This window comes from Streptomyces sp. NPDC030798 (genome assembly GCF_055572275.1).
Genome location: NZ_JBVIDR010000010.1, coordinates 1 through 25,137, shown reverse-complemented (window position 1 = coordinate 25,137; position 25,137 = coordinate 1). Strand labels below are relative to the sequence as shown.

Here is a 25,137-nt window from a genome sequence, read left to right as displayed (position 1 = left end):
CCACTGTCCGGGTGTCTTCTCGGCAGCTTCGGCGGCTTTCCTCGGCCTTCCGGTTTTCCGCAGCCTTCCGGCCGAGGTCCGGCCGCTTTCCGGCGGCCTCGGACGTCACGGCGTCGTCGGCGGCTGCCCGGAGCAGGGTGACGAGCGCCTGCGCCACGGCACGTCCTCCGCCGCACCGCCCGTCTCCTCGCCCTGCAGGCCCTCGGCGATCCCCGTGCAGATCTCCTCCAGCTGCCCCACCTGCTCGGGCGTGAGCCGGTCGAAGAGGCTCGCGCGGACCGTCTCGACGTGCCCGGGTGCCGTACGCTCCAGGACGGCCGTCCCCGCCTCCGTCAGCACGGCGAAACTGCTGCGCTTGTCCCAGCGGCAGTTCTCCCGGCGCACCATCCCGTCCCGCTCCAGCCGGGTGACCGCGTACGTCAGCCGGCTCCGCGTGATCTTCAGCTTCTCCGCCAGGTCGGTCATGCGCAGGCGCCGGTCGGGGGCCTCGGAGAGGTTGGCGAGCACGGAGTAGAACAGATGCGGCATGCCGGCCTCCTGCTGGAGCTGCCGGTCGATCGCGTCCTCCAGAAGCCGGGAGGCGGCGATGTAGGCGCGCCAGGCGCGCTGCTCCTCGGGAGTGAGCCAGCGGGTCGTCATGCAGCCAGTGTAAGTTTGTTTCAAAGTTGAACCAAGATCGCCGTCGAAACCGGGACCGCCGGGTTCCATCAGAGGGAGCGCGCCGATGCCGTACCCGTACGTCCTGCTGTCCGCCGCCGTCTCCCTCGACGGCTACCTGGACGACACCGGCCCCGACCGGCTCCTGCTCTCCGGCCCGGCCGACTTCGACCGGGTCGACGAGGTGCGCGCCTCGGTCGACGCCATCCTCATCGGCGCCGGCACCATCCGCGCCGACAACCCCCGCCTCCTGGTCAACGCGCCCGAGCGTCGCGCGGCCCGCCGGGCCGAGGGCAGACCCGAGTACCCCCTGAAGGTCACCGTCACCGCATCCGGCGACCTCGACCCGGACGCCCACTTCTGGCACACCGGCGGCGAGAAGCTCGTGTACACCACCGACAAGGGCGCCGACGCCGCCACGCGCACGCTCGGCGGCACCGCCGACGTCGTCTCCCTCGGCCCCGAGCTCGACTGGCGCGCCCTGCTGGAGCACCTGCACGACGTGCGCGGCGTCCGCCGTCTGATGGTCGAGGGCGGCGGCACCGTGCACACCCAGCTCCTCCAGCGGGGCCTCGCCGACGAGCTGCAGCTGGTGCTCGCCCCGCTGTTCGTCGGCGACCCGGCGGCGCCGCGCCTGTTCGGCCCGGGGGCGTACCAGGGCGGCCGGCTCCGCCTCGCCGAGAGCCGCCGGATCGAGGACGTCGTCCTGATGCGCTACGAGCCCACCGCCCCCGGCACCGGCCGCGAGCCCAGCGCCGCCGATCGCCACTGGCTGCGCACCGCCTGCGAGCTGGCCGCTCTGTGCCCGCCGTCGGAGACGGCCTTCAGCGTCGGCGCGGTGGTGGTGGCCGCCGACGGCACCGAGCTGGCCCGCGGCCACTCGCGCGAGGGCGGCGACCCGGTGGTGCACGCCGAGGAGGCGGCCCTCGCCAAGACCGACCCGGCGGACCCGCGCCTGGCCGGCGCGACCGTCTACAGCAGCCTGGAGCCCTGCTCCCGCCGCGCCTCCCGCCCCGCACCCTGCGCCCGTCTGATCGTCGACGCGGGGGTACGGCGGGTGGTCACGGCCTGGCGAGAACCGGACACGTTCGTCACGGCGGCCGACGGAACCGGTGTGCTGGTCGGCGCGGGCGCCGACGTCGTCCTGCTGCCGCAGTTCGAGGACCTGGCGAAGCGGCCGAACGCCCATCTGCTGCCCTGAGCCGTAGGTCACGCACAAGCCGTGTGCTCGGCACCCCGCGCATGGCGTACACTGGAGTCACAACGACGCGGGGTGGAGCAGCTCGGTAGCTCGCTGGGCTCATAACCCAGAGGTCGCAGGTTCAAATCCTGTCCCCGCTACTGAAGGCTCAGGGCCGGGATCCAGCACATGGATCCCGGCCCTGAGCGTTTCCCGGCTCGTGTCCCGACGATGCCCCTTTACTCCTCAGAGTGTTACTACTCAGGGTGATCGGACGGAAGCCCTCCGCATCACGACTGAGTCACCATCAAAACCGGCAGTGACTCCTGAACGTCGGTCAACTAGTCCGGTTTGAGCGGGTCATGGCGTGTACGTCCCGCTGAATCGGCACTAATGATCAAGCGGAACAGCTTGGAATCTCATACGCCGGTCTATTAACGTTCGATAACGCAGCGCGGTCGTCCCAGCCGTCACCCGAGACGGCTCCGTGCGCACGCGCCGAATCCCGCAAGGGAACCGGGGAACCACCACCCTGGGGTGAATCACGCGGATGCCGACGTGAACTCGCAGAGTCCACGCCAGGTATACGCGCGTAGGAGACCTTCCTGCTCCGAACCCGTCAGCTAACCCGGTAGGCGGAGGAAGGAAAGGAGTACGCCCGCGTGGCGTCCAACCGGCCTGCCCCCGAAGCCCCGTTCGTGCCGGCTCAGCGCGAGTTCGACACCTTCGGCTACGGCGACCACCGCCCCGAAGAGGGCCCGTGGGAGGAGTGGAACCCCACCGAGGAGTCCCTCCGCCCGGTCCGTGGCCGCCACCGGGTCGCCCGGCAGCGCGGCGGCGGGCTCGCCCGCAGCTCCACCGTCCTCGGCGTCGGCGTCATAGCGGCGGTCGGCGCGGGTGGCATGGCCAGCGCCAACACCGGCAAGCCTCCGGTGTCCATCTCCATGCCCGACCTGCCCTCCGTCGGCTCCCTGTTCGGCGACGACCACTCCGACGCGCAGGCCACGCAGGCCTCCCTCAGCACCGTCGGCACGACGGCCACCGACAGCGACCAGAACGGCTCCGACGCGGGCGAGGCCCTGCGCAACCGGATCATGGCGCAGGCCGAGCAGCAGCAGAGCAAGGCCGACCTCAAGGCCACCGCGGCCGCCGTCGCCGCCGACCAGAAGCAGGTCATCGCCGCGGCCGCCAAGGCGGAGAAGACGGCCGCCGCCGAGGCGGCCGACGCCAAGGCCGAGGCCGAGGCCGCCGCCAAGAAGAGGGCCGAGGCCGCGCGCCTGGCCGCGCTGGCCAAGCAGTACACGCTGCCGACGTCGTCGTACACGATCACCTCGACCTTCGGCGAGGCCGGCTCGATGTGGTCCTCCGGCTACCACACCGGCCTCGACTTCGCCGCCCCCACCGGCACCCTCATCAAGGCCATCCACAGCGGCACGATCACCGAGGCCGGCTGGGCCGGCTCCTACGGCTACCGCACGATCCTCACCCTCGACGACGGCACCGAGCTGTGGTTCTGCCACCAGTCCTCGATCAACGTCAAGGTCGGCCAGAAGGTGTCCACCGGCGAGGTCATCGGTCGCGTCGGCGCCACCGGCAACGTCACCGGCCCGCACCTGCACCTGGAGGTCCACCCCGGCGGCCAGGCCACCGGCATCGACCCCATGGCCTGGCTGCGCGGCAAGGGCCTCAACCCCTGAGCCCACCCCGCCCCGAAAGTCCCGGCAGCCCTGACGGCATCCCCCCCGACGTCAGGGCTGCCGGTCGTTGTGGCGCATCGTTTTGCACACCGTTCGTACGCATCCCGGAATCCGTGGGGCGCACGTGATCGTTGAACCGACACATGACTGCTTCTCTGCGCAAACTCGGTTCCTCCGACCTCGAGGTCTTCCCGCTGGCCCTCGGCGGCAACGTCTTCGGCTGGACCGCCGACGAGGAGACCTCCTTCGCCGTCCTGGACGCCTACACGGCCGCCGGCGGCAACTTCCTCGACACGGCCGACTCCTACTCGGCGTGGGTCGAGGGCAACCAGGGCGGTGAGTCGGAGACGATCATCGGCAAGTGGGTCAAGGCCCGCGGCAACCGCTCCGACGTCGTCATCGCGACCAAGGTCAGCCAGCACCCGCAGTTCCAGGGCCTGTCCGCCGCGACCATCAAGGCCGCCGCCGACGCCTCGCTGCACCGCCTGGGCACCGACTACATCGACCTCTACTACACCCACTTCGACAAGCCCGAGGTGCCGGTCGAGGAGATCATCGGCGCCCTGGACGAGCTGGTGAAGGCCGGCAAGGTCCGGCACATCGCCGCCTCCAACATCAGCGCCGAGCGCCTCCAGGCCTCGCTCGACTTCTCCGACCGCGAGGGCCTCGCCCGCTACGTCGCGCTCCAGCCCCACTACAACCTGGTCTCCCGGGACACCTACGAGGGCCCGCTGCAGGACCTGGCCGCCCGCGAGGGCCTCTCGGCCGTGCCGTACTTCGCCCTGGCCTCCGGGTTCCTCACCGGCAAGTACCGCCCGGGTACGACGGTCGACAGTGCCCGCGCGGCAGGGGCCGCCAAGCACCTGGAGTCCGAGCGCGGCCAGAAGGTCCTCACCGCCCTGGACGAGATCGCCCGGGCCCACGAGGCCCCCGTCGCCACGGTCGCCCTGGCCTGGCTCGCCGCCCAGCCGACGGTCACGGCCCCGATCTCCTCGGCCCGCACGGTGGACCAGCTCCCGGCGCTGCTGGGCGTGGCACAGCTCCGGCTGACGGACGAGGAGCTGAAGAAGCTCACGGACGCGTCGGCCTGACCCCTCCGTTCGCGACGGCGCACTCCGGCGGCGCCGAACCCGCCGTGCCCCGTGGCTCTACGACCGGTACGGGTTGTAAGCGGGGTACGGCGCCGCCGGGTACCCGTACGGCGTCCAGTACGCCGCCGGCACCCGAACCGGCGCCGGCGCGGACGCCCGGGCCGCGTACTCCAGGGCCGGCCGGGCGACGTCCTTGCGCCTCCACAGCTCGGCGAGCAGCTCCCGCTCCCGTGCGACGAAGTCCGTCCCCGCGCGCCCCCGCCGCCCCCGGTGCCGCAGGAAGGCGAGCGAGGTGGCGTAGGCCTCGTACTGTGCCACCGCCCGTGCCGCCGGGCGCCCCCCGAAGTGCTGCCGGGCGTGGTCCCGGGCCAGCCGCCGGGCCTTCATCGAGCCGAGCGCGAACGGCTCGCCCGGTCCCAGCCACCCGGCGTACACGTACACCGGCAGCTCCTCCCGCACCGTGCGCAGCTCCCGCTGCCGGGTCCATATCGCGAGCCAGGTCAGCAGCCCGAACGCGGGCACCATGAAGGCGGCGTACACCGCGAAGAACCCGAACTCGCCGAAGGCCGAGGAGCCGTTCCAGAAGGCGTGCATGCTCATCGCGAGCAGCAGCCCGCCGAGCGGGAGGAGGGCGCGCCGGACGTGCTGGCGCTCCGCGCTGAGCGCGGCGAGGCCGAAGCCGATACCGGTGAGCCCGGTGAACAGGGGATGCGCGAACGGCGACATCACGACGCGCACGAAGAAGGTGGCGGCGGTGACGGAGGCGATGCCGCGGCCACCGGTGAGCTGGTCGGTGCCGAAGGCCGTGCCCAGGTAGAGGATGTTCTCGGTGAACGCGAAGCCGGTCGCGGTGATCCCCGCTATCACGACCCCGTCCACGATGCCGGTGAAGTCCCGCCTGCGGAAGAGGAACACCAGCAACAGGGCGGCGGCCTTGGCGGACTCCTCCACGACCGGTGCTATGACGGTCGCGCCGAGGGTGTCGGCACTGCTCGGGTCGGCCGTGGAGGTGGCTATCCAGCGGGTCGCGAAGCTGTTGGCGATGATGGCGATCAGCGCCGCCGCGCACGCGCCCCACGCGAACGCGAAGACGAGGTTGCGCCAGGGCCCGGGCTCGACCCGGTCCAGCCACCGGAACGCCGCGATGAGCCAGGGCACGGGCAGGACCGCGAGCCCCAGCCCGACCAGGAAGCCCTCCGTGCCGGTCTGCCGCCGCACCAGGGCGAGGATGACCAGCCCGGACAGCGCGAGCAATGTGATCAGCGCCCCGTAGCGCACCCACCGGCGCTGCCACCAGTGAGGGTGCGCTCCGCTTCCGGGGCCGGGTGAGTACATCGGGTACGCAGGACTGGTGGCCACGGCATCGACCCTATCGGTGACCGGACGAGGAGACGGGTGGTGTCGGTGCTGCCGGTACCGGCCCGCCCGCGGCCGGCGTCGGCTATCGGTCCAGGTGCGGTACGCGGCGGAACAGCAGATCGTTCACGACATGTCCCTTGTCCAGCCCCTGTCCCTCGAAACGGGTCAGCGGCCGGAACGCGGGACGCGGCGCGAAACCGCCGTCGGCGCGGGTGTTCTCGAAGTCCGGATGGGCGTCGAGCACCTCGAGCATCTGCTCGGCGTACGGCTCCCAGTCGGTCGCGCAGTGCACGATCGCGCCGGGCTTCAGCCGGCTCGCGGCCAGCGTCAGGAACTCGGGCTGGATCAGCCGCCGCTTGTGGTGCCGCTTCTTGGGCCAGGGGTCGGGGAAGTACACCCGCAGTCCGTCGAGCGAGTCGGGGCGGAGCATCTCCCGCAGCAGGATGATCGCGTCGCCGTTGCCGACCCGGACGTTGGACAGCCCGTTCCGTTCCGCCAGGTTCAGCAGATTGCCCTGCCCGGGGGTGTGCACGTCCACGGCGAGGATGTTGGTCCCCGGGTCCCCGGCGGCCATCTGCGCGGTGGCCTCGCCCATCCCGAACCCGATCTCGAGCACGACCGGGTTGTCGTTGCCGAACAGCTCGGCGAGGTCGATCACCCGCTGCCCGTCGATGTCCAGTCCCCACTGGGGCCACAGCCGCTGCAGTGCGTCGGCCTGCCCGGCCGTCACCCGGCTGCGGCGCGGCTGGAAGCTGCGGATCCGCCGCTCGAAGTGCGACCCGGCGGGATCGGCCCGGGGCCCGTCGGGGAAACGGGGCTCGCCCTTGGCCCGGGTGTGCCGGACGGACACACCGGGGGCATGGGGGACCGGCGCGGGGGCTTCGGGGGCGTTGAGGAAGTCAGACACAGTAGGACAGATTTTACGGCGCCTCGTGAGCGACAGTGCCGGGCGGGCGAGCGGTGAACGGGGGGGCCGGGGGTGGCGCCCCCTCGGACGTGCGGCACTACACCGCCCCGAGCATCGACAGCACCCGGCGCCCCACCTCCCGCCCGATGGGCAGAGAGGCAGTGGCCGCCGGAGACGGCGCGTTCAGCACATGCACCGCCCGCGCCCCCTCCCGAATCAGGAAGTCGTCCACCAGCGTCCCGTCCCGCAGCACCGCCTGCGCCCGCACCCCGGCAGGGGCCCGCACCAGGTCCTCCTCCTCCACGGCGGGCAGCAGCCGGCGCACCGCGTCCAGGAACGCCCGCTTGGACACCGAGCGCCGCAGCTCCCCGCCGCCGTACCGCCAGTGCCGCCGGGCGATCACCCAGGACCCCGGCCAGGCCACCGTCCCGGCCAGCTCCCGGGGCCGCACGACCCCCCAGCCGTACCCCTCCCGGGCCAGCGCCGGGACCGCGTTGGGCCCGATGTGCACACCCCCGTCGATCCCGCGCGTGAGATGCACGCCGAGGAACGGGAAGGCGGGATCCGGCACCGGATACACCAGCCCCCGCACCAGCTCCGGCCGTGCCAGCTCGTAGTACTCCCCCCGGAACGGCACGATCCGCATCCCCGGTTCGTCGCCGGCCAGCCGGGCCACCTCGTCGCAGTACAGCCCGGCACAGTTGACCAGCACGCGTCCGCGGACGACGTCCCCGGCCGCGGTCAGCACGGCCACGCCCCGCTCCGGACGGCGGTCGACGCGGACCACCCGGGCGCCGTACCTGATCTCCGCACCCGAGGCCTGCGCCAGCTGCCGGGCCACGCCCACGAAGTCGCACACCCCGGTCGTCCCGACGTGTATGGCGGCCAGACCCCGCACCTCGGGCTCGTACTCGCCGAGCTGGGCGGGGCCCAGCTCGCGCACCGGAATCCCGTTCTCCCGGCCGCGCTGCACCAGGGCGTGCAGCCGGGGCAGCTCCTCGCGCTCGGTGGCGACGATCAGCTTGCCGGTGACGGCGTGCGCGATGCCGTACTCCGCGCAGAACTTGACCATCTCGGCGGCGCCCCGCACCGCGTACCGCGCCTTGAGCGAGCCCGGCCGGTAGTAGATCCCGCTGTGGATGACCCCGCTGTTGCGCCCCGTCTGGTGCCGGGCGGGCCCCGGCTCCTTCTCCAGCACGGTCACCCGTGTCCCCGGCGCGCTCCGCGTGATCGCATACGCCGTCGACAGCCCGACGATCCCCCCACCGATCACGAGCACGTCACAGTCGTACGCCCCGACCCGCACCTGCACCACCTCCCACCTCGATAGTGCACTGCGCCACTGACAACGCCTTCAAACGCGGGAGGGGCAGAGGTCACGTTCCTACGCCGGAGTCAGCAGCGGCCGGGCCCGTTCCCGCAGCTCCACCACGCGTGGCTCGTCCCCGTACGGCTCCAGCCGGTGCAGGAGATCCTTCACGTACTCGGTGGTCCGGGCGGAGGAGATCCGCCCCGCCACCTCCACGGCCCGCACCCCCTGCTCGCAGGCGGCGTCCAGGTTGCCCGACTCCAGTTCGGCGACGGCGGACACCACCAGCCGCAGTCCGTGCGAGCGCACGAACTCCTCCGTCGGCTTCGACAGCGCCTGCTCGGTGAACCTGCGCACCTGGCGCGGCGCCTTCAGGTCCCGGTAGCACTCCGCGGCGTCGGCGGCGAACCGGTCATATCCGTAGAAACCCAGCCAGGAGGGGTCGTTGTCCCCGTCCCGGGCCCGCTCGAGCCATCCCTCGGCCGCCTTGAGCGCCGCGCCGGCCGCCTGCGCGTCGTTCGCGCGCGCGTGGGCCCGCGCCTCGACCAGCCGGAAGAAACTCATGGTCCGCGCGGTCGCCAGCCCCCGGTTGCGCTCCAGCGCGGCCTGCGCCAGGTCGACGCCCTCGTCGCCGAAGCCCCGGTAGGTCGCCTGCAGCGACATGGAAGCCAGGACGTAGCCCCCCAGCGGCACGTCCGCCGCCGCGCGCGCGAGGCGCAGCGCCTGGATGTAGTACCGCTGCGCCGCCTCCTGCTGGCCGGTGTCGAAGGCCATCCACCCGGCGAGCCGGGTGAGTTCGGCGGTGGCCCCGAACAGGGCGCGGCCCACCTCGTCGGAGTACGAGCCGAGCAGCAGCGGTGCCGCCTCGACCCTTAAGCACTCCGGCACCATGGACGAACGCCAGTCGCCGCCTCCGTACTTGGAGTCCCAGCGCCTGGCGTCCTCGGCGGCCTCCCGCAGCTTCTGCACATCGCTGTGGCCGACTTTGATCGGTGCGCCGGAGTCCTCCGCGGAGTTCGCCTCCCGCGCGACCGAGCTGTCGGCGGGGGTTATCAGCCAGCGCGAGGCGGGCGTTGCGTATGCGCTCACCGCGAACGAACCGGCGAGGGACTGCCAGATGCCGCCGGAACCGGCCCGGCGCCCGGCGAGGTCGAGCCGGTACAGCTCGGTGGCCGATCTCACCGCCTGTCCTACGTCCCGGGGGAAGGCGAGGCCGACTTCGGGTGCGGGATCCGCGTCCGCCAGGCCGATCTCGTGGAGCGGCACCGGGCGGCCGAGCTTCTGGCCGATGGCGGCCGCGATGAGGTGGGGCGCCGCTCCCTGCGGCACCATCCCCTTCGACACCCAGCGCGCCACCGAGGTCTTGTCGTAGCGAAGAGTCAGGCCGCGCTGCGCACCAAGGTCGTTGACGCGTCGTGCGAGGCCTGCGTTGCTGATTCCCGCGAGGGCGAGAACGGCGCCGAGTTTTTCGTTCGGCCCGCGTTGCTCCCTGGACATGCGCCACCCCTCGACACAGACGGCTGCCGCGCTGGCATAACCGTGCGGCATTCGTAAACCCAGCGTAGTTCGCCGCATCCCAAGCGTTAAGGGGCATTGTTCCGGATGGCGGGATTGTGGTCCGTACGGGAGTACGGGCCTGTACGCACCGTGCACACGCCGTCGCGGCGTGCCCCTGGGCGTGTGGCCGTGCGCCCGTCCGTGCGCTCTTCTCCGGCCACCGGGGGAGCGGTTCCATGGGACCTGCGTGGGTCGGCCCGCTGTACTGGATCCAGTGGGCTGGGGGACACCGCCACCTTCATCCCCGCGGGTGGCGGACCGGTCCGGGAGGCGATGCCCGCCTCCCGGACTGTGCGCGTGCCCGAGTCGCCGTGCCCCCTCGGGGCCTGTACGGAGCGTGCTCAACTTCTGAGCGGCCTCCAGTATTTGGCCGAAAATAGACCCTGCCCGAAGCGGATGATTACCGCTCCCACCACGGCACTTGAGGGCGCGAAGGGCGTTTCCGGGGCGCATCCAGGGGGCGCATTCACGTCGCACCCCGGCCTCGCCGGTGGCCCACCCGCCGTGTCCCGTACGGCTGTTCACCCCGTCCGAGCGCGCCGCCCCGCCCCCTGCCCTGCCGCGTCCTCCGGGATTTTCCTTCCGCCGAAGGCGGCGCCGCCGCCCCTCCGCGCCGTGTTCTTCATGGCAGCATGGGGAACCGTTCGTGCGGTGCACTGGTTGTCCACAGCCTGTGGAGGCGTCGATGCGGTGGTTGGTGGGTTGGAGCAGCACCGCCGCGGGCGCCGCCGGAACCGGTTCCGCGGGCGCCGTCGGACACGACGGCGAGACCCTGCACCCGGTCGGCTCGCAGCTGCTGTGGGGCGACCCCGATCCGCTGTGGGCCGTCGGCGACTGGCGCCCGGACGAGGTGCGGGTGGTGCGCGCCGACGCCCAGAACCGGATCGCCGTCCTCGGCACCTGCGGCGCCACCGACGAGGAACTGCGCCGCGCGCTGTTCACCGCGCGCGGGGGCGCACTGCGCCATCTGACCACCTGGCCCGGCAGCTACACGGCCGTCGTCCAGGTGGGCCGCCGGGTCACCGTCTGCGGTGATCTCGCGGGCGCCCGCCCGGTCTTCCACACGCCCTGGGCCGGCGGCACCGCCTATGCCACGGCCGCGCTCCCGCTCGCCGACCTCATCGAGGCCAACCTCGACTTCGGCCACCTGGCGGCCCTGCTCGCCGCCCCCGACGTACCGGCCGCCCTGCGCGACACCACCCCCTACGAGGGCGTACGGCGCATTCCGCCGGGGCATGCGCTGATCCTTCGCGCGGGGGCGCGCGAGGTCGCCGGGTACGAGCCGGTCGCCTCCCTCGCCGTGGCCGCGCCCCCGGCCGATCCCGACCGCGCGGTGGACGCCGTACGCGACGCCCTGATCGAGGCGGTACGCGCGCGGCTGTCGGCGCCCCGGCACGTGCCGGACCTCGACCCCGGGCCGGTGCCCGGCATGGGTCCGGCGGAGCGGCGGGCCGCGCGCGGGATGCCCGCCCCCGGCATCGGCGCCGACCTGTCCGGCGGACCGGCCTCCGGCACCCTGGCGCTGCTCGCCGCCGGACTGCCCGGCCGGCCCGGCACGCTGCTCGGGCACGGCACGGGCGCGGGGGAGCGGCTGCTCGCCGTCACCTTCAACGACCTGGCCGTCGGGGGCCGCGAGTCCGAACTGGAGCGCGCGGGGACCCTCGCGGCCAACCCGCGGCTGCACCACGTGGTGGTCACCGGCGGCGAGGACGCGCTGCCGTACGCCGACCTCGACGGTCCGCTCACCGACGAGCCGGGGCCCTCGCTGGTCCTGGCGGCCCGTCACCGCGCGCGGTTCGCCGCCGGCAGCGCCGACCACTTCACCGGCCACGGCGCCCGGCAGGTCCTGGACGCCCACCCCGCCCGCCTCGCCGACCTCCTGATGGACCGCAAGCGGCGGCACCTGGTCCGGCCGGTCGCCGCGCTCGCCAAGGCCGACGGCTCGGTGATGGTCCCCGCGCGCGTGTACAGCGCGGCCCGGCGGCTGGCGCGCACCCCGTACCGGGCCGGCCTGCTGCTGCTCGCCGAGCGGCTCATGGGGCACCGCTTCGAGGAGCCGGGGGGTGCGGTCGGCGCGTCCCTCGCCGCGCTGACCTGGGCCAGACCCGGGCCGGCGGCACGCTGGCTGACCGGAGAGGCCCTGGCTGAAGTATCGGTTCTGCTCCAGGCGGAGGCGGACCGCTCCGCGGTGGCCCCCGCCCAGCGCCCCGGCGACCACCGCGCGCGTGCCGCCCTCGCCCGCTACGCGGCCGACCTGCGCGTGCTGGAACAGGCCGCCGAGATCCGCTCCCAGCGCCTGCACGCGCCCTTCCTCGACAACCAGGTGGTCCGCGCCTGCCGCGACCTGCCCGAGGCGCTGCGCGTCCGGCCCGGCGCCCGCGCGGCCATCCTCCGCACGGTCCTGGAGGGCGCCGGCGTCGCGGGCCTCCCGCCCGGCTGGGGCGCCCCCTCCCACGCGTCCTCGGCGGCGGCCACACGCGCGGGGCTGCGGCTGGCCGCCGACTCCCTGGTCGACCTCTTCGCCACGCCGCTGCTCGCGGAGGCGGGGCTGGTGGAGGCCCGGGTGATCCGCAAGGCCATCCGCACCACCGCGGCGGGCGAACCCCTCCCCCTGGACGGCCTCGCCGACCTCGTCTCGCTCGAACTCTGGCTCCGCCGCCTCCTCTCCCGCCGGGGCACCTGCTGGACCGGCACCCCGGCCCGCTCCCGCGCGGTGCCCTCCGGGATCCAGCCGCGCCGCGACGCGCTGGCGTCCGGCACCGGGTGACCGCGGGTGGCTGGTGGCCGGTCGCTCAGTTCGCCGCGCCGCCGGGGAGTTGCGGCTCCGTCGGGTGCACAGGTGCCGTTCCCGCGACAATGACCCCGTGCGGTACAGAATCCTTGGCACGACCGAGGCCGTGGGCGACCAGGGCACGGCCCTGCCCCTCGGCGGCCGGCGTCTGCGTGCGCTCCTCGTCGCCCTCGCCCTCCGGCCCGGCCGCACCACCAGCCCCGACACCCTGATCGACGACGTCTGGGCCGACACCCCGCCCCTGGACGCCCCCGCCGCCCTGCAGGCCCTCGTCGGGCGACTGCGCCGCACCCTCGGCCGGCACACCGTCACCTCCACCCCCGGCGGCTACCGCCTCGAAGCCACCGAGGACGACGTCGACCTGCACGTCTTCACACGCCTCACCCGCACCGGAACCCAGGCCCTCGCCGCAGGCGACCCCGCCACCGCCCACCGCGCCCTCACCGACGCCCTCGCCCTCTGGCGCGGCCCCGCCCTCGCCGACCTTCCCGACCGCACCGCGGCCACCCGCCCCGAGACCCTGCGCCTGGAGGCCACCCGCGCCCGCGCCGCCGCGGCCCTCGACCTCGGCCGTGCCCGGGACGTCGTACCGGAGCTGACGGAACTGGCCACCGCGCACCCGTACGACGAACCTCTGCACGCCCTCCTCATCCGCGCCCTGCGCGACACCGGCCGCCCCGCCGACGCCCTCGCCGCCCACGAGTCCGTCCGCCGCACCCTCGCCGACACCCTCGGCACCGACCCCGGCCCGGAACTCCAGGCCCTGCACGCCTCGTTGCTGCTGCAGCAGCCCCCGCCCGCGGCCGTTCCGGCGCCCCCGCATCCCCCGGAGCGGGCGGGCAACCTCCGCCCCCGCCTGACGTCCTTCGTGGGCCGGGAACCAGAACTCGAGGCCATTCGTTCCGACTTGCACAGAGCCCGTCTGGTCACCCTCACCGGACCGGGCGGCTCGGGAAAGACCCGCCTCGCCGAGGAGGCCGCCGCAGGGCTGCCCCAGGCCTGGCTGGTCGAGCTCGCCCGGCTCGACCTGCCGGAGGCGGTGCCCGGCGCGGTCGTCAGCGCCCTCGGTCTGCGCGAGACCGTCCTGCTGACCAACGACCTGGCGACCCCGCAGGCCGACCCCGTCGCCCTGCTGATCGAGTACTGCGCCCCGCGCAGCCGACTCCTGATCCTTGACAACTGCGAGCATGTCATCGGCGCGGTCGCCACCCTCGCCGAGACCCTCCTCACCCACTGCCCGGGGCTCACGATCCTCGCGACCAGCCGTGAACCCCTGGGCGTTCCGGGTGAGTCGGTGCGCCCGGTCGAACCCCTCGCCCCCGAGCAGGCGCGCCGCCTCTTCGCGGAGCGCGCGCGGGCCGTCCGTCCCGACGCCGGCGCCGTGCTGCGCGACACCGAGGCCGTGGCGGAGATCTGCCGCCGCCTGGACGGCCTGCCGCTCGCCATCGAACTGGCCGCGGCCCGGCTCAGGCTGCTGACCCCGCGGCAGATCGCCGACCGGCTGGACGACCGCTTCCGCCTGCTCACCTCCGGAAGCCGCACGGTCCTGCCCCGCCAGCAGACCCTGCGCGCGGTCGTCGACTGGTCGTGGGACCTGCTGGACGAGCGGGAGCGCACGATGCTGTGCGAGATATCGGTGTTCGCCGGCGGCTGGGACCTCGCGGCCGCCGAGGCCGTCTGCACCGGCCCTGCGGCGGACCTGATCGGCGCCCTCGTGGACAAGTCCCTCGTCGTCGCCGCCCCGGACGGCGCGGACGACGGCCCGGACGGCACCCCCGTCATGCGGTACCGCATGCTCGAGACCATCCACGAGTACGCCACCGAACGCGCCGCCGAGACCCCCGAGCTGCGCGCGGCGGCCGAGCGGCGCCACCGCGCGTGGGTGCGCGCCCTCGCCGAGCAGGCGGAGCCACAGCTGCGGTCGGCCGCCCAGCTTTCCTGGATCTCCCGCCTGGAGAGCGAACTCGACAACATCCGCGCGGCCCTCGACCGCGCGGTGCGGGCCGGCGAGGAGGCCGAGGCGGGAGCGATCGCCCTGGCGCTCGGCTGGTTCTGGTGGCTGCGCAACCACCGCCAGGAGGCCGTGGAGTGGGTACGGCTGGTGCTTCGCCTCGGCGTCGCCCTGGACACCCTGCCCGAGGGCGCGGCGGCGGACGACCTGGCGGCCCGGGTGGCGTCGGCCGATCCCGTGGGCGCCTTCCTCGCCGCTCCCGACGGCGAGGAAGGCCACCCGCTGCGGGAGCTGCGCATGGACCTGCGGATGCTCGACCTGTTTCTGACCTCCGAGTCCGGCACCGAGACCCTCGCGAGCGGCGAGCGGGCTCCGGAGTACCTCGCGCGCGTCCGGGCCGCCTACGAGGGCGGCGGCCCGCAGGCCGCCCGGCTGCCCGGCCTCATCTGGCCGCTGACCGCCTACTACCTGGGCAGCCCGGCCGACCTGGGCCCCGACATGAACGCGGCGGTCGCCAACTGCCGGGAACACGGCGGTGACTGGGAGACCGGTGTGGCCCTGATGTACCGCGCCCACGTGGTCGTCGACTCGCCCGGCAACCTGCGGGGCGTCGACGAGGACCTGGCGGAGCTGCGGGACCTCAGCCGGCGCGTCGGCGACCGGTGGATGCGGGCGCAGGTGTGCAGCGCGGCCGGCGAGGCGGCCATGGTCCGCGGCCGACACGAGGAGGCCCGCGGGGAGTACGAGGAGGCCCTGCGCCTCGCCTACGAGGTGGGTGCCTACGCCGAGTCGCCGTTCCTCATGGCCCGGCTCGCCGAGATCGCCTACCGCTCCGGGGACCGCGCGGCCGCCCTGGCCGCCCTGGACGAGGCGGGCGCCGCCGCCGACCGGTACGGAGTGGGCGAGTCCCGGGCGTTCGTCCTGCTGTTGCGCGCCCTCCTCGCCCAGCGCGACGGGGACGTGGCCCGGGCGCGCGAGTTCTACGAGGCGACCCGCGCGGCAGCTGCGGGAGGTACCGCGCCACCCCAGTTCGAGGTAGCGCTGCGCGCGGTCGAGGCTCTCGTCACCGCCGACGAGACCGGTGCCGGGGCCGCGCTGCCGATCGCCGCCCGGGCGCTCCGGGTGGCCGTGGAGCGGCGCTGTGCCGAGACGACCACGGCCGCGCTGGTGGACCTCGCCGCCGACCTGCTGGCCCGGCTCGGCGACCTGCCGGGCGCGGTACGGCTGTTCGCCGCCGCCGACCACTGGCGCGCCGGCCACCCGCGCCCCGAGCCCGAGCGCACCACGGCCGCACGGCTCGACGCCGAGGCCCGTGCGACTCTGTCCCCGGCCCGTTACGCGACCGAGCGCGGCCGTGGCGCGGCGCTCACCACCGATGACGTCCTGCGCCAACTGCGGGAGGCGGTGGCCACCCACGGGCCGGCGATCTCCGCTACCGGCAGCTGAACCGGGCCTCGGCCCAGTCCGCGAGCGCGGCCCGGTCGAAGACGTTGCTGTGCGGCTCCACGACGAGGCGTACGGTCCGGCGCCCGGTCAGGTCCACATGGACGGGCACGGCGGCCTCGCCCTCCTTGACGACCCCGGACCGCCACAGCCGGACCCCGTCGGCGTAGACGGAGAAGGTGACCTTGCCGAGCCGGAGCGTCAGGTCGTCCACGCCGACCAGGGCGTCGTAGGCGGTGCAGGGCCGGTTGAGGTCGACGGTGACGGAGGACAGGCCGTGAACGGTGACACCGCGCGCGTACTGCTCGCCGCCGATCGACATGCCGTACCGCTGCCACACCCAGCTGCTCGCGCGCAGCCGCATCTCGGGCCGGGTGCCGTCGCCGTCGACGTCGTAGCGCAGGTCGCTCCACTGGTAGACGGTGGCAGCGGGCGGCGCAGTGGGCGTCGGGGTCGGTGTGGGACTGGGCGTCGGGGTGGGCGTGGGCGTGGGCCTGGGAGCCGCTGACCGGCTCGGTTCCGCCGGCGTCGGGGAGGGGCTCGGCGTGGGCGCGGACGCCCGGCTCGGCCCGGGCGCCGCGGCCACGGACTTCACCGGAGGCTTGTCACTACTGGGCCGGGGCGCGGGTACGGACGACGACTGCCGGGCGACGGGCGCGGACGGCGCCGCCGGCTCGGCGACCTCCTTGGCCGGGTGGCCCTGGTTCAGCAGGGCCAGGGCCACCGTGGTGGCGGCCACCGCGACCACACCGGCCGCGATACCGGCCTTGACCGGCGCGCCGGCCCCTTCGGCGGCAGCTGCGCCCCCGCCGCCCGCTCCCGCTCCCGCTCCGGAAGAGGACCCGCCGGCCGCCGCGGCGGCACCCGCTGCGCCCGCTCCGGCGCCGCCGGCGACGATGCCGAGCGCCTTCGCATACCCGGCGGCCCCGAACCAGCCGAGGACGGCGACCGGTACGACGGCCGGGATGCCGCTCGCGACCTCCTCGATCTGCGTGGCCGCCAGCCGGCACCCGGCGCACTCGGCCAGGTGCTTGCGCAGACCCCGCTCGGCGCGGACGCGCAGCTTGCGGCGGGCGTAGGTGCCGAGCTGATCGGCGTAGCGGGCGCACTCCTCGTCACCGGCGAGGGAGGCGCTGACGTGGGCCTGCAGATAGGCCTGCTTCAGCCCCTCCCGGGCACGGCTCGCCAGCACCCGGGTGCCGTTGGCGTCCAGGCCGAACAGGACGGCCACCTCGCTGGGCGACTCGTCCTCCACCTCGGTGTGCCACAGCACGGCCTGCCAGCGTTCGGGCAGCGAGCGGAAGGCCCGCAGGGCCATGGACTGCTCGGCCTCGTGCAGGGCGCGCACATCGGCGCCCTGGTCCAGGGTCGCGTCGGCGCCGGCCTCGGCCGAGCGGGAGGCCTGCTGGGCGAACACGGCGAAGTCGTCCACGAGGTGCTCGCGCCGCGCGGAGGCGACCCAGCGCGCGGCCACGCGCCGCACCGAGGTCAGCAGATAGGCACGTACGGCGTGCTCGGGTCCCGAACCGCCGCGCACGGCCTGCAGCATGCGGGCGAAGACCTCGGCGGTCAGATCGTCGGCGGTGTGCGCGTCCCGGCAGCAACTGCGCGCGTAGCGCCGCACCGCCTGCGCATGCCGCCGGTACAGCTCCTCGTAGGCGGAGTCGTCGCCGCCCCGCATCCGCGCGATCAGCTCACCGTCACCGGCCGGCGCCCCCGCCCGCCCGTCCCGCTGAGCAGGCACACACCCCTCGACGCCCGCGTCGAGCAACGGCCTGTCGCCGCCCTGCCCGGGCACCCGGGGCGAGGCGGTCTCTCCGCCCCCACGCGATTCGTCCTGCCCACCCACACCCATCGCGCAAAGCCCCCGCCCCCGGCCGAGCCCAACCCGTCAAGGCCTCAGCCTCCCACACGCCTCCCCCACGTCCCATCACCCATCCGAGCGCACCTCACCCTCTGAAACCCCGCCCGGCATCCGGCGAGCAACGGAGCCGGGCAACCGGAACCAAGGGCGCCAGTCGCGACGCGAGCAGACGACTCCACCGGCCGCCGGCCCCCGCTGCCCACCGCTCCCGTCCTCATCGACGGCGCTCAGCCCGCAGCAGGGCTCACCCACACCCAAGGACATCAGCCGCCCGCCCGGCCCCCGCCGACGACGCCGTGCCGCGCAGGCGCCCTGCCCACCGCACGCCCGCCGTCGGCGTTCCGGCCGCCGCGCACGGTCCCGCACTCGCCGACGGTGTTCGGCCCGCGAGGGAACCATCGGTACCCGACCGCGATAGCCGCCCGCCCCGCCTGCGCCGTCGGCGTTCAGCCGCGTGAGGGCGCCACCGCACCCGCTCGTCGCGCACGGTCCGGCACTCGCCGACGGTGTTCGGCCCGGGAGGGGGCCACCCGTACCCGGTCGTGACAGCCGCACGGGTGCTGCGGGTGGGAGGGCGAAGGTGGACGAAGGCGGAGCCGAGGCGGCGGGGCTCGGTCTACGCAGGCCGAGACCGGAGCCCCTCCAGCAGAATGTCCAGCAACCGCGCAGAAGCCGCGGCCTGCTGCGCCGCATCCGGCAGCGACGGCGCAGCGGTGGCAATCACCAGCAGCACATCGGCCACCGACACATCCGTCCGCAGCTCACCCGCCGCCCGAGCCCGCTCCACCAACTGCCCGACCACCTCGAGCAAGGCCCCGGCCCCGGTGTCATCCCCGATCCCGGCACCGTCCGGCACCAGCCGCAGCCCCGCACCGTCCGACTGCGACCGCTGCTGAGGCACCCGCGCCTCGTCCCCGGACCCGGCCGAGCCAACCGGACCGCCGGAGTCGGCGGAACCGGCGGAGCCGACCCGCAGCACCTGCGGCGGCAGCAACCGCCCCGCCCCCGACGCCACGGACGTCCGCAGGAAGCGCGACAGCGCCGACCACGGCTCCTCCTCCTGCCCGAGCGCCGCCCGAGCCTGCTCGGTCAGCCGCGCCGTCTCCTCCTCGGCTATCCGCCGCACCAGCACGTCCTTGCTCGGGAACCGCCGGTACACCGTCCCGACCCCGACCCGCGCCCGCCGCGCCACGTCCTCCATCGGCGCGCCGTACCCCAGCTCGCCGAACACCTCACGCGCAGCCCGCAGCACGTGCTCCAGATTGCGCTGAGCATCCACCCGCAACGGCGCTGTACGCCCCGCGTCCGGCCGCCCGTTGCCCGCCGCCGCGCTCACCGTCCCGGCGCCCGACGCGAGAGCGCTTGCCGACGACCAATGCGTGTCCTGAACATGCATGTTGTTCCCCCGGAAAATGACGTCTCCCCCCGGAGACTCCCCGCCACTGAATCCGGAGTGCGCGGAACCGGCCTCGGTCCATGAGCGGGCCCGCCTTCGCGGACCCGTTCGACCACATTCCCTACACTCCGTCGACACACGAACATAGTTGAGAGGGAGTCAATTCAGAAGGGGCACGTTCCGTACAAAGCGCCCCTCGATCGGAGTACGGGGCAGGTACGCCCCGATTCCACCCCTTCGCCCCCTCCCTCCCGCCCCCGCTGACCTGCCCGCTTTCTCCCCACCCCGACGGTGCGCCGAACCCCGCGCACACCGGATCGCCAGTCACACAAATTGCCGGGGCTGTGGACAAACAACAGCGCCGGGTGCGTCATGGGATGGTGAAGGAACGCGCGCGCATTCTGGTTGTCGGCGGCGGCTACGTCGGGATGTACACGGCCCTGCGCCTGCAGCGTAAGTTGAAACGGGAGCTCAGGCAGGGTGACGTCGACATCACTGTCGTCACTCCCGACCCCTATATGACGTATCAGCCGTTTCTTCCGGAAGCGGCCGCGGGTTCCATCTCCCCCCGCCATGTCGTCGTACCGCTGCGCCGCGTCCTGGACCAGTGCCACGTCGTCGTCGGCGAGGTCACCTCCATCGACCACGCCGTACGCACCGCCGCCGTCACCACGCTCGCCACCGCAGAGGAGGGCAGGGCCGCCGAACTCATCGGCTACGACGAACTCGTCCTCGCCCCCGGCTCCGTCTCCCGCACCCTGCCCATCCCCGGCCTCGCCGAGTACGCCATCGGCTTCAAGACCGTCGAAGAGGCCATCGGCCTGCGCAACCACGTCATCGAACAGATGGACATCGCCTCCTCCACCCGCGACCCCGCGATCCGTGACGCCGCCCTCACCTTCGTCTTCGTCGGCGGCGGCTACGCCGGGGTCGAGGCGCTCGCCGAGCTGGAGGACATGGCCCGCTACACCGCGCGCTACTACCACAACGTCCGCCCCGAGGACATGAAGTGGATCCTCGTCGAGGCCTCCGACCGCATCCTCCCGGAGGTCGGCGAGGAGATGGGCCGCTACACGGTCACTCAGCTGCGCCGCCGCAACATCCAGGTCCTGCTCGGCACCCGCCTGGACTCCTGCGCCGACCGCGTCGCCGTCCTCAGCGACGGCCAGCGCTTCCCGACCCGCACGGTCGTGTGGACCGCCGGCGTCAAGCCGCACCCCCTGCTCGCCGCCACCGATCTGCCCCTGACCGCGCGCGGCCGCCTGAAGTGCACCGCCGAGCTGACCGTCGACGGCGCCGAGCACGCCTGGGCCGCCGGCGACGCGGCGGCCGTCCCGGACGTCACGGCCGCCGAACCCGGCACCGAGACCGCCCCCAACGCCCAGCACGCGGTGCGTCAGGCCAAGGTCCTCGGCGACAACATCGTCCACTCCCTGCGCGGCGAACCCCTGGAGACGTACGCGCACAAGTACGTCGGCTCCGTCGCCTCCCTCGGCCTGCACAAGGGCGTCGCCCAGGTCTACGGGCGCAAGCTGAAGGGCTACCCTGCCTGGTTCATGCACCGCGTCTACCACCTCAGCAGGGTGCCCACCTTCAACCGCAAGGCCCGGGTCCTCGCGGAGTGGACCCTCGCCGGACTCTTCAAACGGGAGATCGTCTCGCTCGGTTCACTCGAACATCCCCGTGCGGAGTTCGAACTCGCGGCCGGTGGAAAGCCTCCTCACAGCCCCTCCGACGACCCGAAGGGGTCGTCCTGACCGGACCCAGGAACTCCACGGCCCGCCCGGGCGTCTGACGAATATCGCCGCGGACGGCCACCTGCCAGACTGCCCCACGTCCTTGGACGGGCTCCTGCCCGCCCTCAGCACCCACGAGGCTTTCCCCACTGTGAACTTCACGCGTTGGAGCGCCCGGCTCCCCGGAACGCAGCGCCGCGCCGCCGCGCGGACCGAGACCGCGGTCCCCCTGGACCGCCGGGGGGAAGGCTCCGTACCCGCGGCCCGCGCCGAACCGCCGGCCGACGGAACAGCACCCCTGCCCGCCGTCGACGAACTGCCCGCGCGGGACGTCCTCGACCGCGTCCCGGCCCTCGTCGCCCTCGTCCACGGTCCCGACCACCGCGTCGCCTACGTCAACGACGCCTACACGGCGGCCTTCGGCGTACGGCTCCTCGGCGAGCCGGCCCGCGACGTCCTCCCGGAGCTGACCGAGCTGGGCCTGCTGCCCCTCCTCGACCAGGTGCTGCGCAGCGGCAAGCCCCGCACCCTGAAGTCCCGCAAGGCGCTCGACGGCCGCTCCTACACGTTCACCTGCACCCCGGTCGCCGAGACCGGCGGCGACGGCGCGGTCCTGGTCTTCGCCACCGACGTCACCGATCACGCCGAGGCCGCCGAGCGGCTGCGCGCCAGCGAGCGCCGCCAGCGCGAGACCGCCGTCACCCTGCAGCGCTCCCTGCTCCCCCAGGAACTCGAACAACCGGACGACCTGCGCATCGCCGCCACCTACCAGCCCGGCGGCACGGAGGCGGCGGTCGGCGGCGACTGGTACGACGTGATCACCCTCGGCGGCGGCCGCACCGCGCTCGTGATCGGCGACGTCATGGGCCGGGGCGTGCGCGCGGCCGCCGTGATGGGCCAGCTGCGCACCGCCGTCCGCGCCTACGCCCGTCTGGACCTCCCCCCGCACGAGGTCCTGCAGCTCCTCGACGGTCTCGCCATCGAGATCGACGCCAACCAGATCGCCACCTGCGTCTACGCCGTCCACGACCCCAACGAGGGCCGGCTGGTGTACGCCTCGGCCGGTCACCTGCCCATCCTGGTCCGCGACGAGCACGGCACGGTCTCCCGCGCCGACGAACCCACCGGCCCCCCGCTCGGCACCGGCGGCTGGATGCACGCCTCGGGCTCGATCGCGCTCGGCCCCGGCTCCACGGCGGTCCTCTACACGGACGGCCTGGTCGAGCGGCGCAACGAGGACCTGGACGAGGGGATCGCCGCCCTGGAGCGCGCACTGTCCGGCGCGACCGGCACGCCCCAGGTGGTCTGCGACCGTCTGGTCCGCTCGGCCGGCGTCACCGCCGACCACGACGACGACGTCGCCGTCCTCGTCCTCCAGCACCCGGCTCGTACGGGCCCGGAGGGCGAGCTGTTCCGCAACGCGGCGCTGGAACTCCTCGGCGGCGTCGAGGCGGCGCCCCGCGCCCGCGCGTTCGCCTCCGGCGTGCTCACCAGCTGGCGCTTCCCCGCCGATCTGCACGACGCGGGGGTGCTGGCCACCAGCGAGCTGGTCGCCAACTCCCTCCAGCACGGCACGCCACCCATGCGGCTGCGGCTCCGCCGCACCGACCGCCGCCTGATCATCGAGGTGACCGACGGCGACGACCACCTGCCACGCCGGCGCCGAGCGGAACCGGGCGACGAGTCCGGCAGAGGCATCGCCATCGTGGCCACCATCGCCTCCCACTGGGGTTCCCGGAAAACCCCGGGCGGGGGGAAGGCCGTGTGGTGCGAGTTCCTTCTGCCGAAGGGCTAGCCGGCCGGGGTCCGGCCGTCGGGCCGCGCTGTCGGCACTCGCGCGCAGCCGCTACGCCTCGGCGGTGGCCGGCTCGGTGGCTCCGCCTCGGGCCACCACCCGGCTCCGCGCGGCGGCCCACGGCTGGTCCTGCGCGACGGTCAGCCCCTGGCCCAACCGCAGCGCCAACCCCGTGATCCCCAGCGAGAAGAGCAGGAACGTCACGACGTACGCCCCGTGCAGCGACGCCGCCAGCGGCCCGCCCACCGCGGGCCCCACCGCCAAAGCCAACTGCTTGACCAGCGCGAACGCGGAGTTGTACTGCCCCGCCATGCCCGTCGGCGCCAGATCCGCCACCAAGGGCGCAACGGTCGGCGACAACATCGCCTCCCCCAGCCCGAACAGCGCGTACGTCGACACGAAGGCCGCGGTGGCCATCTCCTGGCTGCCATGCCCCAGCCCCGCGTACGCCGCCGCGAGCCACGCGACGGCCCAGATCAGCCCCACACCGGCGATCACCCGGGACCGGCGCCGTCGCTCCACGAACTTCAGCACGGCGAACTGCGCCACGACGATCATCATCGTGTTCGCCGCCAGCGCCGTACCGAGCGCGGAGGTGGATATCCCCGCGGCCTCCACGCCGTACGCGCTCAGCCCCGACTCGAACTGTCCGTAGCACGCGAAGAACAGCACGAAGCCGAGCACGCAGAGCTGCACCATCGCGCGGTTTCCGAGCAGCTCCCGCAGGCTGCCCTTCGCGGCACGAGCGGCCGGTGCGTCCGCCATGTCGGCGATGCGCGGCGCATGGGGCATCCGCACCGTCGCCATCACCACGACCAGCAGCAGGAACACCGCCGCTTCGATGGCGAAGAGGAGCGTGAACGAGGAGGCGTGCGTGGTGTCGACGAGGTGCCCGCCTATCAGGCCACCGACACCCAGCCCGAGGTTCTGCAGGAAGAACTGCAGGGCGAACGCCCGCGACCGCGTCTCCGCCGACGAGCAGTCCACGATCATCGTCGCCAGCGCGGGCTGCATGACGGCCTGCCCGGCCCCGAGCGCCGCGGCCGACAGCAGTACGGCACCGGCGCTTGCAGCGAGCCCCAGGCTCAGCGCGCCCAGCGCGGCCAGGACCAGGGCGGCGAGCAGGACCGGCAGCGGGCCGCGCCGCACGATCGCCCGGCCGGCGAACGGCAGCACGATCAGCGCGGCCACGGCAAAGACGGCGAGCACGAGACCCGCCGTCATGGCCCCCAGGCCCCGCACCTGCGCCACATAGACGTACAGGTAGGGGACCGTGAAGCCGAGCCCGAAAGCGCTGAGTGCGTTGCCCACGTGGATCCGGCGCATCGCTGCGCCCATCGCCCTGGTCACGTTCACCTCTCTCACTAGTTAGGAGTGAAGACTTCAAAGCTAAAGTTCGAAGCTAAAGAGTACACATCCAAGGACTTCAAGGCAAAGGGACCGCGTGCGATACTGCGGCCATGGCCGACACGTCCGGCGTCACCGAGCCGACCCTCGAAGAACAGATCGCCGCCTACCAGCGCGAGTTCCGGGACCTCGATCCCCAGGTCGAGAAGATCGTGTCGGCGCTGTCCCGGCTCAACCGCCGTATGAACGTCGCCTACGGCCGCCAGACCTCCGCCCTCGGCATCAGCAACGCCGAGTGGGAGGTCCTCAAGGCCCTGGTCCTCTCCGGCGCCCCGTACCGCATGGGTCCCAGCGACCTCGCCAAGCGGCTCGGCCTCACGCCGGCCGCCATGACGCACCGGATCGACCGCATGGTCACCGAGGGGCTCGTCACCCGGGAGCGGGACGAGTCCAACCGGGTCCGGGTCATCGTCGAGCTGACGCCCGAGGGCCGTGAGAAGTGGCTGGAGGCCATGCGCCTCGCCACCGTCTTCGAGGAGGACCTGCTCCAGGACCTCACCCCCGCCGAGCGCACCGTCCTCGGCGAGGTGCTGACCCGGCTGCTGCGCCGCGTGGAGCACGCCCAGCCGGACGCCGGCGGCCGGCTGAGCGACCTGGACTGAGCCGCCGAAAAGATCTTGACGGGCGGCGCTTGACACGCCTCTGCCCGGTCCGTAAAGTTCTTCGGGTTGCCGCGGAGCCGTAACGGTTCTTCGACAGCACCTCCGCCGCCTCGAGCGGCACCTCAACCACAGCATGATCTCCCGACGGGGTTGATTTCGGCGCGCCCGAATTCAATTCGAATAGGGGCTCGGCGGCCCGATTAGGAATCGCCGGAAGGATCCGCTAAGGTTTGAGACGTCGGAAGGGCCCAACGGCCCGGAAGACAAGCCCCGCTGACTGGGGGTCAGGCACTGAAAAGGTCTGATAGAGTCGGAAACACCGAAGGGAAGCGCCCGGAGGAAAGCCCGAGAGGGTGAGTACGAAGGAAGCGTCCGTTCCTTGAGAACTCAACAGC

General features: G+C 73.5%; 16 protein-coding genes, 1 tRNA gene and 1 riboswitch. Of the genes, 9 read left to right on the top strand and 8 right to left on the bottom strand.

The features are described from left to right. Nucleotides 1-105 precede the first annotated feature (105 nt). Nucleotides 106-639, bottom strand: a complete 534-nt coding sequence (locus ACZ404_RS22840; protein ID WP_468442694.1) for a MarR family winged helix-turn-helix transcriptional regulator — start codon at nucleotides 637-639, stop codon at nucleotides 106-108. An 85-nt stretch (nucleotides 640-724) separates the two neighbouring features. Here ACZ404_RS22840 and ACZ404_RS22835 point away from each other — a divergent pair, with 85 nt between their 5' ends. The 4 genes from ACZ404_RS22835 (at nucleotide 725) to ACZ404_RS22820 (ending at nucleotide 4,625) form a co-directional block, all read left to right on the top strand. Further along, on the top strand, nucleotides 725-1,858 hold the full coding sequence (locus tag ACZ404_RS22835) for a dihydrofolate reductase family protein (protein WP_468442692.1): 1,134 nt from the start codon (nucleotides 725-727) through the stop codon (nucleotides 1,856-1,858). Nucleotides 1,859-1,924: 66 nt separating this feature from the next. Next, nucleotides 1,925-1,998, top strand: a tRNA-Met gene (locus ACZ404_RS22830). Nucleotides 1,999-2,323: 325 nt separating this feature from the next. After that, nucleotides 2,324-2,490: riboswitch (cyclic di-AMP (ydaO/yuaA leader) on the top strand. A 9-nt stretch (nucleotides 2,491-2,499) separates the two neighbouring features. Next, nucleotides 2,500-3,534 carry a M23 family metallopeptidase gene (locus tag ACZ404_RS22825; RefSeq protein WP_468442690.1) on the top strand — a complete coding sequence of 345 codons (1,035 nt, stop codon included), beginning with the start codon at nucleotides 2,500-2,502 and terminating at the stop codon, nucleotides 3,532-3,534. A gap of 143 nt (nucleotides 3,535-3,677) precedes the next feature. Beyond that, nucleotides 3,678-4,625, top strand: coding sequence for an aldo/keto reductase (locus tag ACZ404_RS22820; RefSeq protein WP_468442688.1), 948 nt, complete (start codon nucleotides 3,678-3,680; stop codon nucleotides 4,623-4,625). 57 nt (nucleotides 4,626-4,682) lie between these two features. Here ACZ404_RS22820 and ACZ404_RS22815 read toward each other — a convergent pair whose 3' ends face one another. From ACZ404_RS22815 to ACZ404_RS22800, 4 genes are all read right to left on the bottom strand, one after another. Further along, a complete protein-coding gene (locus ACZ404_RS22815; RefSeq protein WP_468442686.1) occupies nucleotides 4,683-5,984 on the bottom strand; it encodes a PrsW family intramembrane metalloprotease in 1,302 nt (433 codons plus the stop codon). An 82-nt stretch (nucleotides 5,985-6,066) separates the two neighbouring features. Further along, nucleotides 6,067-6,891 (bottom strand): tRNA (guanosine(46)-N7)-methyltransferase TrmB, encoded by an 825-nt coding sequence (gene trmB / locus ACZ404_RS22810; protein WP_468442684.1) that lies wholly within the window; start codon nucleotides 6,889-6,891, stop codon nucleotides 6,067-6,069. A gap of 97 nt (nucleotides 6,892-6,988) precedes the next feature. Continuing rightward, a complete protein-coding gene (lhgO, locus tag ACZ404_RS22805; RefSeq protein WP_468442682.1) occupies nucleotides 6,989-8,206 on the bottom strand; it encodes an L-2-hydroxyglutarate oxidase in 1,218 nt (405 codons plus the stop codon). 69 nt (nucleotides 8,207-8,275) lie between these two features. Continuing rightward, nucleotides 8,276-9,697 carry an MFS transporter gene (locus ACZ404_RS22800; protein WP_468442680.1) on the bottom strand — a complete coding sequence of 474 codons (1,422 nt, stop codon included), beginning with the start codon at nucleotides 9,695-9,697 and terminating at the stop codon, nucleotides 8,276-8,278. Between the two features lie 745 nt (nucleotides 9,698-10,442). Between ACZ404_RS22800 and ACZ404_RS22795 the strand changes: the two genes are divergently transcribed. Both ACZ404_RS22795 and ACZ404_RS22790 read left to right on the top strand, forming a co-directional pair. Beyond that, entirely contained in the window at nucleotides 10,443-12,524 is a 2,082-nt protein-coding gene (locus ACZ404_RS22795) for an asparagine synthase-related protein (protein ID WP_468442678.1), read from the top strand. Between the two features lie 97 nt (nucleotides 12,525-12,621). Then, on the top strand, nucleotides 12,622-15,945 hold the full coding sequence (locus ACZ404_RS22790) for an AfsR/SARP family transcriptional regulator (RefSeq protein WP_468442676.1): 3,324 nt from the start codon (nucleotides 12,622-12,624) through the stop codon (nucleotides 15,943-15,945). Here the strand turns inward: ACZ404_RS22790 and ACZ404_RS22785 are convergent. Together ACZ404_RS22785 and ACZ404_RS22780 are read right to left on the bottom strand one after the other, a co-directional pair. Next, entirely contained in the window at nucleotides 15,932-17,797 is a 1,866-nt protein-coding gene (locus ACZ404_RS22785; RefSeq protein ID WP_468442674.1) for a sigma-70 family RNA polymerase sigma factor, read from the bottom strand. The two genes, ACZ404_RS22790 and ACZ404_RS22785, sit on opposite strands and share 14 nt — an antisense overlap. 625 nt (nucleotides 17,798-18,422) lie before the next feature. Further along, nucleotides 18,423-19,202 (bottom strand): TetR/AcrR family transcriptional regulator, encoded by a 780-nt coding sequence (locus ACZ404_RS22780; protein WP_468442672.1) that lies wholly within the window; start codon nucleotides 19,200-19,202, stop codon nucleotides 18,423-18,425. Nucleotides 19,203-19,579: 377 nt separating this feature from the next. Between ACZ404_RS22780 and ACZ404_RS22775 the strand changes: the two genes are divergently transcribed. Together ACZ404_RS22775 and ACZ404_RS22770 are read left to right on the top strand one after the other, a co-directional pair. Beyond that, complete coding sequence (locus ACZ404_RS22775) at nucleotides 19,580-20,959, top strand: NAD(P)/FAD-dependent oxidoreductase (protein ID WP_468442670.1); 1,380 nt, start codon at nucleotides 19,580-19,582, stop codon at nucleotides 20,957-20,959. A 130-nt stretch (nucleotides 20,960-21,089) separates the two neighbouring features. Continuing rightward, nucleotides 21,090-22,733 (top strand): ATP-binding SpoIIE family protein phosphatase, encoded by a 1,644-nt coding sequence (locus ACZ404_RS22770; RefSeq protein ID WP_468442668.1) that lies wholly within the window; start codon nucleotides 21,090-21,092, stop codon nucleotides 22,731-22,733. 51 nt (nucleotides 22,734-22,784) lie between these two features. Here ACZ404_RS22770 and ACZ404_RS22765 read toward each other — a convergent pair whose 3' ends face one another. Then, the gene (locus ACZ404_RS22765) at nucleotides 22,785-24,059 is read right to left on the bottom strand and encodes an MFS transporter (protein ID WP_468443183.1); all 1,275 of its coding nucleotides are present in this window, start codon (nucleotides 24,057-24,059) and stop codon (nucleotides 22,785-22,787) included. A 134-nt stretch (nucleotides 24,060-24,193) separates the two neighbouring features. On the opposite strand from ACZ404_RS22765, the gene ACZ404_RS22760 reads away from it, so the two are divergent. Continuing rightward, entirely contained in the window at nucleotides 24,194-24,742 is a 549-nt protein-coding gene (locus ACZ404_RS22760; RefSeq protein WP_468442666.1) for a MarR family winged helix-turn-helix transcriptional regulator, read from the top strand. The last annotated feature ends 395 nt before the right edge of the window (nucleotides 24,743-25,137 follow it).

What these genes read in the sequence shown, in the direction of transcription:
- ACZ404_RS22840 (WP_468442694.1), bottom strand. Translation starts at nt 639, where the DNA reads ATGACGACCCGCTGGCTCACTCCCGAGGAGCAGCGCGCCTGGCGCGCC.
- ACZ404_RS22835 (WP_468442692.1), top strand. Translation starts at nt 725, where the DNA reads ATGCCGTACCCGTACGTCCTGCTGTCCGCCGCCGTCTCCCTCGACGGC.
- ACZ404_RS22820 (WP_468442688.1), top strand. Translation starts at nt 3,678, where the DNA reads ATGACTGCTTCTCTGCGCAAACTCGGTTCCTCCGACCTCGAGGTCTTC.
- ACZ404_RS22800 (WP_468442680.1), bottom strand. Translation starts at nt 9,697, where the DNA reads ATGTCCAGGGAGCAACGCGGGCCGAACGAAAAACTCGGCGCCGTTCTC.
- ACZ404_RS22795 (WP_468442678.1), top strand. Translation starts at nt 10,443, where the DNA reads ATGCGGTGGTTGGTGGGTTGGAGCAGCACCGCCGCGGGCGCCGCCGGA.
- ACZ404_RS22785 (WP_468442674.1), bottom strand. Translation starts at nt 17,797, where the DNA reads ATGGGTGTGGGTGGGCAGGACGAATCGCGTGGGGGCGGAGAGACCGCC.
- ACZ404_RS22780 (WP_468442672.1), bottom strand. Translation starts at nt 19,202, where the DNA reads ATGCATGTTCAGGACACGCATTGGTCGTCGGCAAGCGCTCTCGCGTCG.
- ACZ404_RS22775 (WP_468442670.1), top strand. Translation starts at nt 19,580, where the DNA reads ATGGTGAAGGAACGCGCGCGCATTCTGGTTGTCGGCGGCGGCTACGTC.
- ACZ404_RS22765 (WP_468443183.1), bottom strand. Translation starts at nt 24,059, where the DNA reads ATGCGCCGGATCCACGTGGGCAACGCACTCAGCGCTTTCGGGCTCGGC.
- ACZ404_RS22760 (WP_468442666.1), top strand. Translation starts at nt 24,194, where the DNA reads ATGGCCGACACGTCCGGCGTCACCGAGCCGACCCTCGAAGAACAGATC.